At 57.8% G+C, this 15,679-nt stretch carries 15 protein-coding genes; 3 read left to right on the top strand and 12 right to left on the bottom strand.

What is annotated here, in order from left to right; all coding sequences use genetic code 11:
* Positions 1–6: 6 nt before the first annotated feature.
* The gene (locus ACTG1K_RS00245; RefSeq protein WP_440004684.1) at positions 7–930 is read right to left on the bottom strand and encodes a GGDEF domain-containing protein; all 924 of its coding nucleotides are present in this window, start codon (positions 928–930) and stop codon (positions 7–9) included.
* A 505-nt stretch (positions 931–1,435) separates the two neighbouring features.
* Here ACTG1K_RS00245 and amt point away from each other — a divergent pair.
* Complete coding sequence (amt, locus tag ACTG1K_RS00240; RefSeq protein ID WP_440004683.1) at positions 1,436–2,863, top strand: ammonium transporter; 1,428 nt, start codon at positions 1,436–1,438, stop codon at positions 2,861–2,863.
* A gap of 83 nt (positions 2,864–2,946) precedes the next feature.
* Here amt and ACTG1K_RS00235 read toward each other — a convergent pair whose 3' ends face one another.
* The 9 genes from ACTG1K_RS00235 to ACTG1K_RS00195 all read right to left on the bottom strand — a co-directional run bounded on the left by ACTG1K_RS00235 (position 2,947) and on the right by ACTG1K_RS00195 (position 11,082).
* Positions 2,947–3,414 (bottom strand): glycine zipper 2TM domain-containing protein, encoded by a 468-nt coding sequence (locus ACTG1K_RS00235; RefSeq protein WP_005340126.1) that lies wholly within the window; start codon positions 3,412–3,414, stop codon positions 2,947–2,949.
* 97 nt (positions 3,415–3,511) lie between these two features.
* Complete coding sequence (locus ACTG1K_RS00230) at positions 3,512–4,009, bottom strand: GNAT family N-acetyltransferase (protein ID WP_005356536.1); 498 nt, start codon at positions 4,007–4,009, stop codon at positions 3,512–3,514.
* 112 nt (positions 4,010–4,121) lie between these two features.
* Positions 4,122–4,526, bottom strand: coding sequence for a nitrous oxide-stimulated promoter family protein (locus tag ACTG1K_RS00225; RefSeq protein WP_440004682.1), 405 nt, complete (start codon positions 4,524–4,526; stop codon positions 4,122–4,124).
* Between the two features lie 87 nt (positions 4,527–4,613).
* On the bottom strand, positions 4,614–6,416 hold the full coding sequence (locus ACTG1K_RS00220; protein ID WP_440004681.1) for an aminopeptidase P family protein: 1,803 nt from the start codon (positions 6,414–6,416) through the stop codon (positions 4,614–4,616).
* A gap of 33 nt (positions 6,417–6,449) precedes the next feature.
* On the bottom strand, positions 6,450–7,115 hold the full coding sequence (locus ACTG1K_RS00215; RefSeq protein ID WP_005340138.1) for a GntR family transcriptional regulator: 666 nt from the start codon (positions 7,113–7,115) through the stop codon (positions 6,450–6,452).
* 193 nt (positions 7,116–7,308) lie between these two features.
* Positions 7,309–8,934 (bottom strand): phosphoenolpyruvate carboxykinase (ATP), encoded by a 1,626-nt coding sequence (gene pckA / locus ACTG1K_RS00210; RefSeq protein WP_005340139.1) that lies wholly within the window; start codon positions 8,932–8,934, stop codon positions 7,309–7,311.
* Between the two features lie 149 nt (positions 8,935–9,083).
* A complete protein-coding gene (gene hslO, locus ACTG1K_RS00205) occupies positions 9,084–9,968 on the bottom strand; it encodes an Hsp33 family molecular chaperone HslO (protein ID WP_335848673.1) in 885 nt (294 codons plus the stop codon).
* 77 nt (positions 9,969–10,045) lie between these two features.
* Complete coding sequence (gene hslR / locus ACTG1K_RS00200; RefSeq protein ID WP_005340141.1) at positions 10,046–10,444, bottom strand: ribosome-associated heat shock protein Hsp15; 399 nt, start codon at positions 10,442–10,444, stop codon at positions 10,046–10,048.
* A gap of 257 nt (positions 10,445–10,701) precedes the next feature.
* Positions 10,702–11,082 carry a hypothetical protein gene (locus ACTG1K_RS00195; protein ID WP_005340143.1) on the bottom strand — a complete coding sequence of 127 codons (381 nt, stop codon included), beginning with the start codon at positions 11,080–11,082 and terminating at the stop codon, positions 10,702–10,704.
* 185 nt (positions 11,083–11,267) lie between these two features.
* Here ACTG1K_RS00195 and ACTG1K_RS00190 point away from each other — a divergent pair, with 185 nt between their 5' ends.
* Together ACTG1K_RS00190 and ydiK are read left to right on the top strand one after the other, a co-directional pair.
* The gene (locus ACTG1K_RS00190) at positions 11,268–12,656 is read left to right on the top strand and encodes a phosphatase PAP2 family protein (protein WP_440004680.1); all 1,389 of its coding nucleotides are present in this window, start codon (positions 11,268–11,270) and stop codon (positions 12,654–12,656) included.
* Positions 12,653–13,738 carry an AI-2E family transporter YdiK gene (ydiK, locus tag ACTG1K_RS00185; protein WP_167566667.1) on the top strand — a complete coding sequence of 362 codons (1,086 nt, stop codon included), beginning with the start codon at positions 12,653–12,655 and terminating at the stop codon, positions 13,736–13,738. The genes ACTG1K_RS00190 and ydiK overlap by 4 nt, the downstream gene beginning before the upstream one ends.
* A 176-nt stretch (positions 13,739–13,914) precedes the next feature.
* On the opposite strand, the gene ACTG1K_RS00180 is transcribed toward ydiK, so the two are convergent.
* Together ACTG1K_RS00180 and ACTG1K_RS00175 are read right to left on the bottom strand one after the other, a co-directional pair.
* Positions 13,915–14,574 (bottom strand): hypothetical protein, encoded by a 660-nt coding sequence (locus ACTG1K_RS00180; protein ID WP_440004679.1) that lies wholly within the window; start codon positions 14,572–14,574, stop codon positions 13,915–13,917.
* Positions 14,575–14,724: 150 nt separating this feature from the next.
* On the bottom strand, positions 14,725–15,555 hold the full coding sequence (locus ACTG1K_RS00175; RefSeq protein ID WP_440004678.1) for a TIGR02391 family protein: 831 nt from the start codon (positions 15,553–15,555) through the stop codon (positions 14,725–14,727).
* Between the last annotated feature and the right edge of the window lie 124 nt (positions 15,556–15,679).

Genomic DNA, 15,679 nt, shown 5'->3' with positions numbered 1-15,679 from the left:
AGCTCTTCACGCCTCTTTATTAGTCGGCGTCGCCCATACCGCACAGTTTCTACCCGCCTCCTTGGCGCCATAAAGCGCCTGATCCACCCGCTTGAACAGCGAGACTGCCGGCTCCCCGGGCTCGCGTACTCCCACTCCCAGACTGACCGTCATGGTATGGGCCGGGTCGGGGGCTATGGTGCGGGTCGCAGTGAGCAGGGTGTTGGCCAGTTGCTGCAAGTCGGCTTCGTGGGCGACGGGCAGCAGCAGGGCAAACTCTTCACCCCCGACACGGGCCGCCAGCGCACCGGGCGGGCAGTGCTGTTGCAACAGCTCGCCAAACTGCTGCAACACCCGATACCCGATATCGTGGCCGTAGTTGTCATTGATCACCTTGAAGTGATCGAGATCCAGCAGGATGAGAGCGTGGCAAATCCCCTGCTCCAGAAACAGCTGCTGATGAAAGTAGCGCCGGTTTGGCAGCCGGGTCAGATCGTCGAACAGCGCCTGCTGTCTGAGCTGGGTATTGATGTGGAAGAGGTGGTGTATGGTGCTCAGGATGCCGATGCTGCTGAGCAGGATGCCGCTGGATCGCAGCAGATCCTCGGCATAGATGGCGAGCCAGAGTGGCTGAGCCACCAGCTCATCCATGATGTCGGCGGTGGCCCCCATGATCCACAACATCAGACCGCAGGAGAGCATGCGGTAGGTGTGGGTGGGCAGGTGGGCACACTGCACCACCCAGAACAGGAACAGCATGGTGAGCCAGTTGATCACCTCGAAGCCAAAGCTGACGGCGTAAAAGCGCTCGTAAGGGAAGTGTGGCAGCAGCAACAGATGAAGGGACATGATGGCCAGCATCACTATCCCCAGCAGCGCGATGTGGGCGCGATGCTCCCGGTCGAGATGACGGTAGTGGGAGAGGCTGATGTCGAGACGATCGAACTGCATGGTGTTCCTCGGATTGGGACTGCCATCACCTTGCAAACAAGAGGCTGCGTAATGGCATGCCGTGGTCGGATAACAGGAAACGGCTGGTCTGTCAGTGTAAACGAGCGGGCCCGCAGCGCGCGATATCGATGACGTCAGCTTGTGGGCTGGCTCAGGGTTTGCGCACTTCTGGTGCGCGACGTATCGCCTGCCCTGTGACAGGGCGCCCCTGGGCAGGTTAGCGCAGCTCATGCGCCAAATTGGTGCATTGATGATGCGCGTTCTTACTAATGCAATGATTTAAAAGGATTTATATTTGTGGCCCGCTTTATGCTTTTTACATGTCAGACGGTCTCTTGCGGTCATCGGCGGCAGACGCAGTGATGAGGAAGTGGCAAGAGGCATCCCCGTGCCGGGCGCGGGTGTGATTCTGGCGGGTTGCAGCAACACCTTGCGGTTCGCCACAGATTCAATCAGGGAAACGGAGCCGGTCTTGTACCGGTACGACAGGGAAGGAGAGTGCTCTATGGTCAAAAAATGGATGATGGCGGGTCTGACGATGTTGCCTGCCTTGCTGGTTACCCCAAGTTGGGCCGAAGAGGTCGCTCAGGTACAGGCGGCGGTGGCACCGGTTGCCGCCATGACAATCAACAAGGGTGACAACACCTGGATGCTGCTCTCGGCGGCGCTGGTGATCCTGATGTCGATCCCCGGTCTCGCCCTCTTCTACGGTGGTCTGGTGCGGGCCAAAAACATGCTGAGCGTGCTGATGCAGGTCTTTACCCTGTTCTGCCTCATCTGCGTGCTCTGGGTGATCTACGGCTATTCGCTGGCCTTTACCGAAGGGGGCAATTTCTACGGCTCCTTCAGCAAGGTGCTGCTCAAGGGGGTGACCCCTGACTCCATCGCCGCCACCTTCAGCAAGGGTGTCGGGATCAGCGAGCTGATCTATGTGGTGTTCCAGGGGGCCTTTGCCGCCATCACCTGCGGCCTTATCGTGGGGGCGTTCGCTGAGCGCATCAAGTTCGCTGCCGTGCTGCTCTTCTCGGTGATCTGGTTCACCTTCGCCTACATCCCGCTGGCTCATATGGTGTGGTACTGGGCGGGTCCGGATGCCTATACCAGCGCCGAGGCTGCGGCCACAGCGACCGCCACTGCCGGTTATCTGTTCCAGCATGGTGCGCTGGATTTTGCAGGCGGCACAGTGGTGCACATCAACGCCGCCGTGGCGGGTCTGGTGGGTGCCTATCTGGTGGGCAAGCGTCTGGGCTACGGTCGTGATCCCATGACCCCCCACAGCCTGACCATGACCATGATCGGCGCCTCCCTGCTCTGGTTCGGCTGGTTCGGTTTCAACGCCGGCTCCGCGCTGGAAGCCAACGGTATCGCCGCACTCGCCTTTATCAACACCTGGGTGGCGCCGGCTGCGGCAGCTCTGTCATGGACGCTGGCCGAGTGGGTGATGAAGGGACGTCCCTCCCTGCTGGGTGCGGCATCCGGAGCTGTGTCCGGTCTGGTGGTGATCACTCCGGCAGCCGGTTTCGTCGGTGTGGGCGGTGGTCTGGCGATGGGCCTTATCAGTGGCGTGGCGGGTCTGTGGGGTGTCCACGGTCTCAAGCGCCTGCTGGGTGCCGATGACAGTCTGGACGTGTTTGGCGTACACGGGGTGTGCGGCATTCTCGGCGCCCTGCTGACCGGCGTCTTTGCCAGCCCGGATCTGGGCGGCACCGGGGTGTGGGACTATGTCACCAATCAGGTTGCCGAGGGCTACTCCATCCTGACTCAGGTGAAGATCCAGGCTATCGGGGTCGGTGTCACCCTGCTCTGGTCCGGTGCCGTGGCAGCGATTGCCTTCAAGCTGGTTGACCTGGTGGTGGGTCTGCGGGTGAACGGCGATGCCGAGCGGGAAGGGCTGGATGTCACCTCCCACGGCGAGAAGGCTTACAGCATGTAATCCCGAATGCCAGACAACAAAAAAACCGCCGGAACCGGCGGTTTTTTTATGACTCTAAAGCTGCACAGCCTGAGTTCACACTCTTAGTTCACGACGGCCACGTTGATGCTGCCATTGCCCTGGGTCATGCGCACGCGAGCACCCGGGGTGAAGGTGGGGCTGGCTTTCTGCACGACCACGATGGCTTCGCCGTTCTCTTTCTTGATCTCCAGCTCGACGCCGTCGACCTGATTCATCTTGTTGCCGATGGCGTTACCTGCCGCTGCACCGGCGATGGCGCCGCCTGCGGCTGCGATGTCACGTCCGGTGCCGCCACCGACTGTGCTGCCCAGCAGGCCACCGACTACGGCGCCGCCAATGGTGCCAATCAGGGAGTTCTCATCGGCCTGGATCTTCACCGGGCGGGTGGAGATGATGGTGCCGTAGCTGACTGTCTGCACCTGTTTGGCGCGGTCTTTGGTGTAAACATCGCCAGAGTAAACGTCACTGTTGGCGCATCCAGTGATGGTGGTCGCTGCCAGCAGGGCAATAAGGGTCATACGCTTCAACATGGTGGGCCTCCTGGGCTGCACGTAATTTGAACAATCCGGTTGATGAGTGAACTTTACTCCAACCCCGTCACACATGAAATCGGCAAAATGTAACCAATTATGCGTTCTGTAACCGGTTTTGTCCTTGAATCGCAGCTGTACCGGAGAGGGTTTTAACCAGCAGCAGACGGTCTTCTCCGGGGCCGAAATAGTCGGCGACCTCCGCCTGCAATGTGTAACCGAGCCGGTAGTAGAGGCGCTGGGCCGGATTGGCCGGATCGACCGTGAGCCGCAGTTCGCTGATCTGCAGCGCCTGCTGGTTGGCCTCCATCTGGCGCATCATTCGCTCGGCCAGACCAAAACCGCGCGCCTCGGGCAGCACCGCCAGCGAGAGCACCCAGCCTTGCGACCGCTCCTGACCGAATCCCCCCAGCACATAACCCACCAGCTGCCCCTCGTATTCGGCCACCAGCAACAACTCGGGCCACAAATCCATCGCCTGACGGAAGAAGAAGGCGGGATAGACATCTTCGCCAAACACCTTGGCATCGATCTGCCAGATGGCGTGCATGTCATTGTGGGTGGCGGGGCGTAGCAGGGGCGGGTTGTGGTGCATCAGGACTCCATCGGCAGCAAACGGATCGGCAACGCCGCTGACCTTGGGGTCAACGGCAGAAAAGGAGTCATAGGGTAGTGGTCATCCCCTGCCGGATGCAAGGGATTGGCGGTTATGGCGGCAGGGGGCGGCTCTGGGGCAGTTTGGGCGCTTTGCGCAAGCCGTCGAGCAGGTGGCGGAGGGTGAGCCAGGGGTGGCGCAGCAACATGCGCGGGCCGCTCCACTTCATCACCTGCTGGATTTGTTTGCGCATCGCCGGTGCGTAACAGTGGATATTGCAGTTGGCGCAGGTGGGTTTGTGGCCGTGGCCATAACGGCAGCGACGTAGGCGCTGATGGGCGAAATCCCGCAACTGGCGACAGTGGCGGCAATGGGGATCCTGATGATGGTGCTGGCAGTAGAGGCGGATCATGGCGCTGACCGTCTGCTGCTCGCGCATGAGTCTGGGATGGTCACTCGCCTTTTTGCTGGCTGCGGCGTGTGAGCTCCGGGCTGGGCTGGCATGATGACTTTTCATGGCCGCCATTCTCCTGACCTGCTCGCTTTGGGTGTTGATACAGGTCAAAAGGGGGGATAAAAAACAGGGCCCGCAGGCCCTGTGTTATCAGATGAGGCTGGTTGCCTGCTCCAGCCAGGCGAGATCTTCGCCCTCGAGCAACGGGCTCAGGCGGCGGAACACCTCGACATGGTATTCGTTGATCCAGCGGAATTCGGCCGGGCTCAGCAGACTGCGGTCGATCAGGCGGGTATCGAACGGTACATAGGTCAGACGCTCGAAGCCCAGCATCGGCAGCTCGCCAACCTGTTCCAGCTCGGTCACGACTACCAGGTTCTCGCAGCGGATGCCGAAGCCATCTTCGCGGTAGTAGCCCGGCTCGTTGGAGAGCACCATGCCCGGTTGCAGGGCAACAATGCTCCCTTTCGGCGCGATGCGCTGGGGCCCTTCGTGGACACTCAGGAAGTGGCCGACGCCGTGACCGGTGCCGTGGTCGTAGTTGTAACCGGCTTGCCACAGCGGCATGCGGGCCAGCACGTCGAGCTGGATACCGGCGGTGCCGCGGGGGAAGCGGGCCTGATCCAGCGCGATATGGCCCTGCAGTACCCGGGTAAACATCGCCTTCTGCTCGTCGCTCACCTCACCAACCTTGATGGTGCGGGTGATGTCGGTGGTGCCATCCATATACTGGGCGCCGGAATCCAGCAGATAGAGGCTGTCCTGGCCAAACGCGCGTGGGGTGCCGTTGGTATGGTGGTAGTGGCACATGGCGGCGTTGGGGCCGAGCGCGGAGATGGTATCGAAGCTCGGCTCGACGTAGTGCTCCTGCTCGCGGCGGAACGCTTCCACCTGATCGGCCAGAGTGCCTTCATCCACCCCCTCGAACTCGCCGGAGGCGACCAGCCGATCCAGCCAGGCGAGGAAGCGGGTCATGGCCACGCCATCACGCAGGTGAGCGGCACGCATGCCGGTCAGTTCGATTTCGTTCTTGCATGCTTTCGGCAGCATGGTGGGGTCTTGCCCTGCCACCAGAATGGCGCCCGCCTCTTCCATGACGAGCTGGGTCCAGGCGTTGGCGCTGTCCGGATCGGCCAGCACCTTCTGCTGATCTTCACCGATGCGCTGCAACACGTCGCCCAGCTTGTCGATGGGGTAGACGGAGACATCCTGGCCAACGTGTTGGGTGAAAGCAAAGCAGTCAATTTTGTCGGTATCGACGAAGAAATCCATGCTGGTATTGGCGTAGAGCACCGCAAAGCCCAGCACCACCGGCAGCCGGTCGATGTCGCGGCCACGCAGGTTGAGCAACCAGTTGATGGGCTCGGCCTGGGTCAGCAGCACGGCATCCAGCCCGCGCTTGCGCAGGTCTGCTGCCAGCTGTTCACGTTTGGACTGGCTGGACTGGCCCGCCAGCTCCTCGCTGTAGAGGATGACCGGGCTCTTGGTCGGCTCCGGGCGCTCGCTCCAGTTTAGGTCGATAGGGTTCTGCTCGACGCGGATCAGCTCGATACCGCGATCGGCCAGCACGGCCTTGGCGTTCTTGTACCAAGTCAGGCTGTGCAGGCGGGCATCGAAGCCAACCCGGGAGCCGGAGGGCAGCTGCTCGGCCAGCCACTGTACATGGGGATCTTCAATGAGGTGGAGACATTCGAACAGCTCGGACGGCGCCTGCATGCGGGCCTGCACCGTGTAGCGACCATCGACGAAGAGGGCGGCACGCTGGGCCATGATGATGGCAACGCCGGCGGAGCCATTGAACCCTGTGATCCAGTCCAGCCGCTCGGCGTAGGCGGGGATGTACTCGCCGAGGTGCTCATCATCGTGGGGGACGATAAATGCGTCCAACTCCTGCATGGCCAGCTCGGCCCTGACTTGGGCGACGCGGGTTTCAATTATCTCGAAATTATTCATGTCGTTAGTGCCAGATGGTTGCTATATGAGTGTTCAGTTTTTATGGCCGCTGGCCAGGATCCGCTTGATCGACTGACCCGCTGCTTCGATATGCTGCCTGAGCAGCACCACCGCCTCGTGCTTGCGCCGGGCGCGGCACAGTTCCAGCAATTGGGCGTGTTCACGCTCCGCCTTGTCCACCCCGTCGCTGGCAAAGAGCAGCTCGAAGCGGACATAGCGGTCACAGCTCAGATTGATCTGGGCGATCAGTTCAAGTGCCTGGGGGCGACCGGCTGCCTGATAGAGGGTGGCGTGAAAGCTGTGGTTCAACTCGGCCCAATGTTCGATCTGGGTGCCTGACTCCAGGGCGTGATCAAACTGGGCGAGGATCGCCTCCGCTTGCGCGAAGGTGGCTTCCGTCATCTTGTCGACGGCGTGAAACAGGGTATCGGCTTCCAGCAGCGCTCGCAAATAAAAGAGCTCTTCAATGGCCGAGGCGTCCAGCATGGTGACCACGGCGCCGCGATGGGCTTCGAACTTCACCAGCCCCTGCGCTTCCAGTTGCATCAGGGCTTCGCGCACCGGGATGCGGCTCACGGCCAGCTCTTTGGCGATGGCATCCTGACGCAAGGGGGCGCCAGCGGGGAACTCCCCACGGAGGATCCGGCCACGGAGGTTTTCCATCACCATCTGGGTTCGGGTCTTGTAGGGTGGGGTCATGGTCGGGTCACGATTGCGCGTTACAGAATTGTATATTGTATAAAGTTTGGCTGAATCTAACCTGTCACAATGGGCAAAGGCAAGGTTTTGGCCCCTTTAACGGGGGTGATGGCGGCGTTCGGGGCTCCACAAAAACAAAAATGCCGGTCAGCGTGGCTGACCGGCATGATGTCACTGATACGAAGCGAGCCTGTTACAGCTGCGGGCCTGCCGCAACCAGACGTTTGCCTTCGTCGTTATCGGTGAAGCGCTCGAAGTTCTTGATGAAGCGGCCTGCCAGATCGACGGCCTTGGCATCCCACTCGGCCTTGTCGGCGTAAGTGTCGCGCGGGTCGAGGATCGCCGGGTTCACATCGTGCAGCGCGGTCGGGATCTCCAGATTGAAGATCGGCAGCACCTTGGTCTCGGCCTTCTCGATGGAGCCATCCAGGATGGCGTCGATGATAGCGCGGGTATCCTTGATGGAGATGCGCTTGCCGGTGCCGTTCCAGCCGGTGTTGACCAGATAGGCTTCTGCACCTGCCGCTTCCATCCGTTTCACCAGCTCCTGACCGTACTTGGTCGGGTGCAGGGAGAGGAAGGCTGCGCCGAAGCAGGAGGAGAAGGTCGGAGTCGGCTCTGTGATGCCGCGCTCGGTACCGGCCAGTTTGGCGGTGAAGCCAGACAGGAAGTGGTACTTGGTCTGCTCCTTGGTCAGTTTGGAGACCGGAGGCAGCACGCCGAAGGCGTCGGCAGTCAGGAAGATCACCTTGGTGGCGTGACCTGCCTTGGAGACCGGCTTGACGATGTTGTCGATGTGATAGATGGGGTAGGAGACGCGGGTGTTCTCGGTCTTGGAGCCATCATCGAAGTCGATGGTGCCATCGGCAGCAACGGTCACGTTCTCCAGCAGCGCATCGCGACGGATGGCGTGGTAGATGTCCGGCTCCGCCTCTTCGGAGAGCTTGATGGTCTTGGCGTAGCAGCCCCCTTCGAAGTTAAACACGCCGTGATCATCCCAGCCGTGCTCGTCATCGCCGATCAGCTGGCGCTTCGGATCGGTGGATAGGGTGGTCTTGCCGGTGCCGGAGAGGCCGAAGAAGATGGCAACGTCGCCGTCCTGACCCACGTTGGCGGAACAGTGCATGGAGGCAATGCCGCGCAGGGGCAGGAAGTAGTTCATCATGGAGAACATGCCCTTCTTCATCTCGCCACCGTACCAGGTGCCACCGATGAGCTGCATCTTCTCGGTCATGTTGAAGGCAACAAAGTTCTCGGAGTTGAGACCCTGCTCCTTCCAGTTCGGGTTGGTGCACTTGGCACCGTTCATCACCACGAAGTCAGGCTTGAAGGTTTTCAGCTCTTCATCACTCGGGCGGATGAACATGTTTTTCACGAAGTGTGCCTGCCAGGCCACCTCGGTGATGATGCGCACGGCCAGGCGGGTATCCGGGTTGGCACCGCAGAAACCGTCGACCACAAACAGGCGCTTGCCGGAGAGCTGTTTGGTGACCAGCCCTTTCAGATGTGACCACACTTCCGGGGTAATGGCTTTGTTATCGTTTTTACCCTGGTCAGACCACCACACAGTATCCTGGGTAGTGGCATCTTTGACGATATATTTATCTTTCGGGGAGCGACCGGTGAAGATACCGGTGTTTACGTTGACGGCGCCCAGCTCGGTCACCACACCGCGCTCGAACCCTTCCAGGTCAGGGCGTGTCTCTTCCGCGAAAAGCTGCTCGTAAGAGGGGTTGCGAACGATTTCTTGGCTGTTTTTGATGCCGTACTGGTCCAGTCCTAATTGTTGGGCCAGGGTGGGTTCTGCCACGATTGTCATTGTATTCTCCTGGGTTCAGAGGTTGGTAGGGTTCTATCTGACGGTCATACTATCACTTAGGTGGTAGAGTTTAGCGATCGCCATCAAACTTTATAAAATAGGGTATTTTTTTGTTATTAAAGTTAAAGGCGGGTTTTGCCCGCCTTTAATTAGTGTAACTGGTTTGCATCATTGCCGGGAGCCCTGCTGAACAGGGTTTCGACATCGATCCCATTAAATTGGTACTGGGCGCCGCAATAATCACAGTGCATGTCGATCTTGCCGAGCTCCTGCACCATCTCCATGACCTCTTCCTTTTCTATCTGCAGCAGAGCCCCTTCACAGCGCTCGCGGGAGCAAGTGCAGCGGAACTCGACCGCCTGCGGATCGAACACTCGCACCTTGTCCTGATGGTAGAGACGGTAGAGGATCTCTTCTGCCTGCAGGCCGAACAGCTCTTCATCCTTGATGGTGCAGGTGAGCTGGGTCAGGTGATCGAAATCGTTGCTGTGATCCTCGCTCTGGGCGGGCAGCTCCTGCAGCATGATGCCGGCAGCGCGCGGCGTACCTTCGTGATAGCCGGTGCGGATCCACAGTTTGGTGGCCAGCTGTTCGGAGCGGGCGAAGTAGTGCTCCAGGCAGCCTGCCAGGGTATCGGCGTCCAGCGCGATGATGCCCTGATAGCGCTCGCCCTGCTCCGGGGTGATGGTGATGATCAGCTGGCCGTTGCCAATCAGGCTCTGCAGCTTGCCATCGCTCGGCAGTTCGCCTTCATAGCGGGCCACGCCGCGCAGCTGCTGGTTGTTGTCACCGTTGATCACGGCCAGACGCACCGGGCCATCGCCCTGCAGTTGCACTGTGATGGAGCCTTCAAACTTGAGGGTGGCGGTCAGCAGGCTGGTGGCGACCAGCAGCTCGCCCAGCAGTTTTTGCACCTGCACCGGGTAGTTCTGGGCTTCCACTACGTGGCGGTAGGTGTGATCCAGCTGGACCAGCTCGCCACGCACTTCGTACTCTTCAAACAGATAGCGATACAGCAGATCTTGGTTGCTCATCATGTATTCCTGGCTTTTCGGTGAGGTAAATCGGGCGGGCTGGGGTTGATGCCAGCCCGGTATCAAATCGGGGTCGGTCAGTACTGTTTGACCTTGAGCAACTGGCGTCGCTCCTGCTTGTCGGGGCGGCGCTCGGGGCTGGGGGCAAACTGGCTGTTGAAGCGGCGCGCCTCGCTGTTCTCGGCCCGTTTTTTCAGGCTCTCGGCGGTCTCTTCATAGAGCTGCTGGGCCAGCGGGGCCGATTTGCGCTGCTCGCTCAAGGCCAGCACCCGCACTTCGCGTTCGTCCTGCCCCTGCCAGAAGCGGATCAATGCACCCACTTCCACCTGTTTGCCCGGTTTGCTGCGCTGACCATTGTAGTGCACCTTGCCCCCGTCTATCTGATCCCGCGCAATGGAGCGGGTCTTGTAGAAACGGGCCGCCCACAACCACTTGTCGAGACGAACCTCGAGGGCACTTTCTGCATGATTGGGCATGAACAGGCTCCATAACGGGGATAAAGAGGTGGTCGATTATACCAGAGCACGGGGTCGGGATAGAAACCGGGCAGCCGCCGCGCGGGGCGCAAACCATGTCAAGGTGATGCAACATATGGGCAGTTTGCTGATTCACAAGGGAAAGCCGGTGCTTTATCGGGTATTCATGGGGGCTGGGAAGGGCCTTCATACCGCGCATATAACACTGCCGCCCCGGTTGGGGGCGGCAGCGTTCACATCAATCGACCATATCAGAGTCAGAAGTGATCGTGCTGATCCGGCTTCTTCTGGTCGTGGGGGCCTTCGCTGTGGGCGATGGCGGTGCGGATGAGATCAACCCCGGCGCGGATAATCAGAACCCCCATGTTGACCAGCTTGACGCAGACCCACATGAAGGTGATGAGCAGGATCAGCTTGAGCACGGTCTGGAACGCTTCCAGGAAGTTCTGCTCCAGCTGGGCGGTCAGGCCGTTGGCGCTGGTCATCAGCCAGGTGTAGACCTCGCGCACGAACGGGATGCGGCTTGGCATCTCCAGCACATCCAGTGCGGCAGGGAGGGCCTGGAAGATGACGATGCTGCCGAACAGGATCAAAATGACACCGATGGCGATGCCGAGGAAAAAGCCGAACTGTCTCATGGAGGGCTCCAGCGTTTGCTGCATGAAATTGAAGATAGCCGCCAATAGTAGGGAGTGCCCTGCTTCATCGCAATCTTCCGTGCACCGCCAGCGCGGCGGGAACGGCGGCGATCCGGCCGCTACCGTTGCCCAACTATCTGATTTCTGGGAGGCTTGTCGCCATTGTGCATAGGGAAAGCAAATTGATGTCGAGAACCCTCTTTTTACTCTTGCTGGCGCTGTTTGCCGCTCTGCCAGCCCTGAGTGCCGAACCGGCTGGCCCAACGGCGGCGGCCTGTGCCATCCGTCATCAGGATCAACTGCTGCTGGTACAGGATCGCATCTCCTCCCGCTACAGCCTGAGCGGTGGCTATATCGATGGCGACGAGCGCCCCGAGCAGGCGGCGCTGCGCGAGTTGTATGAAGAGACCGGCCTGCGCGGGGAAATCGTCGCGGATCTTGGCCGCTGGCAGAAAGCGCAGGTTTTTGCCTGCCGCACTCTGGAACCCATCGTCGCCCAGCAAGATTCCGATTTTGTCTCGCTGCTGAAGGCCCCCAATCTGGGCGGGGAGATCCTAAATGCCCGTTTGATCGCGGTGGACAAGCTGCCCCGCGAGCAGCGCCGCTTCCCGGATCAGCTCGACTGGCTGCAATCCCGACTGGATAAGGTGCCCGAGAGCGAGGTGCACTGGCAGGCCGATTTCGTGGCGCAGGGCAATGCGCTGCATCAGGTCGAGATCCCGCTGATGCTGCGGCTGCAGCAGTGGCTGGGGCCCGATGTCTGGTGGCTGTCGGTCAGCAATCTGTTTGGTTCAGGCGGCTTTCAGCTTGCCCTGATACCTTTGCTGCTCCCGCTGCTGGGGTGGCCGCGGCTGCGCCAGTTGCTCTTTGCCATGCTCTGGCTTGGGCTGCTGGTGCAGGCGAGCAAGGAGGGGATCGGCTGGCCGCGCCCCTTCCATCTGCAACCTGAACTGGCGACTCACAGTGCCCAGGGCTTTGGCATGCCGAGCGGCCATACCGCTTCGGCCCTGCTGTTCTGGGGGGCGCTGCTTGGCTGGCTCTGGCCTGCCCGGCGCGGGTTGGCCTATTCGTTGGCGCTGTTGCTGGCCCTCACCACAGGTCTGGCGCGGGTCTGGCTCGGGGTGCACTTTATCTCCGATGTGGCGGTTGGCCTGCTGATTGGAGCCTTGCTGCTGGCCGCTCGCCCCTGCTGGCGTGCCGACAGGCAGTCGGCGGCTTGGCTGCTGCTGATTGCATCTGCGCTGGCGCTCGGGGGGCTGACCCAATCGGCCCATCTGGCCGGGATCGGGCTGGCGGCCCTCGGGCTCTGGGTTGGCGGTTTGCTTACCCTGACCCGCGGCGGTTATCCCCCCATCCTGACCGGCGCGGTCACCCTGGCGGGGGGCGCGGTCATAGGGGCAGGACTTTGGGCGCTGCCGCTGCTGACCAGCAGTTCGCTGGCCATACTGCTTGGTCAGTTTGTGCTCTTTTTCGGGCTGGGGCTCTGGTTGAGCGCTGGCCTCTGGTGGATACTCTCTTTCTTGAAATGCGACACACGACCCAAGGGCAACGGCTCTGACAAGGGAACTCTATGAATGTGAAAAAAGTGGATTTGGCCAAGATAACCCTGGGGGTGCTGTTTCTCAGCATCCTGATTATCTCCTGTTTCCTGGTGTTGCAGCCCTTCCTGCCTGCGCTGGTGTGGGCCACCATGATCACCATCGCCACCTGGCCGCTGATGCTGATGGTGCAGCGCCTGTTGTGGGGCAAGCGCACCCTGGCGGCCCTCTTTATGACGCTGGTGCTGCTGTTGATGTTTGTCATCCCGCTCTTTATGACGCTGGCCAATGTGGCGGAGAAGGCGCCCATGCTGATCGAGCTGGGTACCCATATCAGCCAGTCACCACCGCCAGAGCTGCTCTGGCTGCAACAGATCCCGCTGGTGGGCGACAAGCTCTATGACTTCTGGCAGCAAATTCTGGCGAGCGGTGGTCAGGTGCTGTTTGCCAAGCTGGCCCCCTATTTCGGTCAGACAGCCCGCTGGCTCGCCTCTCAGGCCGGTAATCTTGGCTTGCTGTTCGTCCACTTCCTGCTGACGGTCGGTATCTGCGGGGTGCTCTATCACTCGGGTGAAGTGGTGGCGACCGGCATTCGCCGCTTCGCTCACCGGCTGGCGGGTCAGCGTGGCGACAATGCCACTGTGCTGGCTTCACAGGCGATCCGTGCCGTGGCGATGGGTGTGGTGGTGACTGCGCTGGTGCAATCCTCGGTGGCCGGTGTCGGCCTGCTGATTGCCGGTATCCCTTATGCCATGGTGCTGGTGGTGGTGATGTTCCTGCTGATCGTCGCCCAGATCGGCCCCTTCCCGGTGCTGTTGGCCTGTATCGGCTACCTCTACTGGAGCGGCGACACCACCTGGGGCACCTTCCTGCTGGTGTGGTCACTGATTGCGGGCACCATGGACAACTTCCTGCGCCCCTTCCTCATCAAGCGGGGCGCCGACCTGCCGCTCATCCTCATTCTGGTGGGGGTAATCGGTGGCTTGCTGACCATGGGGATCATCGGTCTCTTTATCGGCCCCGTGGTGTTGGCGGTGGGCTACACCCTGCTGGATGCCTGGATCAAGGAAGATGACCAACCGGTGGCCGCGGCGGTGGAAGCGCCCAAGGCCCAATAACGATTCAGTAAAAAGACGATTCAGCCATCCATCGCTGATGCCAGGAGCCGCCCATAAGGGCGGCTCTTTGGTTTATGGCGATAGCGTCAGGCAGGTTGATGCCACACCCTCAAAAAGAAGATTCATCTTTGTTATGCTGTGACTAGCTCAGAAAGGCGGGTGTCCTAATTTCACTCTTACCCACCAGTTCTCAGGTCTGAATAGTAATACTCGGGAGTGTCAGTATCGATAAATATGCCTAGCTCTTTACATTTACAGATGAATATAAAATGAAACCTATCGAGCATTCTACATGTTTGGGGATTTAGATAGGCTATAACTTTGTTTTTGTTTGATGCGAAAACGACTTTATTATAAACGCTTTGGTTAGAAATGTTTTCTAAGACTGTGAGACATGTCATGACCTCACTCCACATTGAGTAAAGTCTATGATTACATTGATTGAATTTCATTATTGACTCGGCAGAAATATCTTTAATTTTATCTTTAGATATATCTCGACATAGACTCACAAGAAAATCACGAGAGCTCACGTTATCTATATTAATGGTTAGCGCTTCTTCTAGGGCAATCAAGTACTCTTTGATTTGTTCTTCTTGGTGCTGAATCAACGAGTGTTGATACTGCTGATGTTGTATAAATATTTGCAGAGATATAACAGTCAGTGTAATCAGCGAAAGAATTGGGGTATATACACCACCTACATAACTACCTAAATCAGCCCATTCATTTGGTTGTTCCCAAAACCCCAAACCAAATTTATACATATAAGCTAATATTGGCACCAGTAAAACAACAAACAAAGACCCCAAAATAAATTTTGTTTGTTTATTCAATTCTCACCCCTTTTATTAAAGATGTTGTACACTAACGCATACTTAAAGGACTGACAACACAAAACACTGAATTTAAGTTTGCTGCCGTAAACACAAATGATCATATTAACTATGAGCGCCATGCTTTGGCTGTCCACATTGATGAGTTGGTTAGTGATGCTCTCGGAATTTAGCAGACTCTTCCAAAATAAAAAGTTGATTCAATAGCATGAATTCTCTTAAATCTTCATGGATATCGCCATCTGGTTCTTGATGAGCACGTCGATTTCTGTAAGCCATAAAAACACTTGAAAATAGTGTCGCGCGTCCTTTAACCTCACTTCCATCTAGGCCATCCCAGTATAAAGGAGCATCGTCACCCTGAAATGCTTTAGAGAATAGCTTCGCCCCAGTTTCCTGAGTTAGACCAGATTTGTCTTTGATCAAGCGCTCTAATAATCTATAACCTGCTAATAGAGCATTGTCTGGATTTGTTTTAAATGAAAAAGCAATTTCATGTAAGCGAGGGTCTAGCAATGACAGTGGGACCTCTGCAGGAAAGTATTGCATTATATTTAATTCAGGATAGTGCCGTTCATAAATATAATCATACCATCGATGAGGTATGACAGGGTGTTGTTCTGATAACCATTTTAGGTCTTTTTCGGAAAGCGCTGATTTATCTACTCTTTCAATGAGTTCACAAGGGACTAAATATTCATAAATTTCTTGAGTGAATTTTTGGAGTGTTGATAATACGTAAGAGAAAGATCTTGGGCCTTCTCCAGAATAGCCTGATGTAAATCCAGACTTTATTGCAATGGTTACATCGGAATCAACGTTCAGTAGAAGAACATGATGACAGTCGTACCCACTTCCTGAAGTTAATATTTTAACTTCATTTATTTGTCTTCCGAAGTGAATAATTTCTACAACTGCATTTATGCAGTGTCGTGAAACTCCACATCTTCCTCGATATTCTATATCTGCTAATTTTATCATCATAATCCATTATATCTACTGAATGTATAACTGTAATTAGATAGTGAATGTAATTAGGTGTGCCATAGAGCTCTATATAAAGCCAAGAAACCATCTAAATAATCGCTACGAAATTTAATTTATA

Source organism: Aeromonas sp. 102P (assembly GCF_051920345.1).
GTDB classification, from domain to species: domain Bacteria; phylum Pseudomonadota; class Gammaproteobacteria; order Enterobacterales; family Aeromonadaceae; genus Aeromonas; species Aeromonas veronii.
Note: the sequence above shows the minus strand (reverse complement) of the source record. Positions and strands in the feature narration are given on the sequence as shown.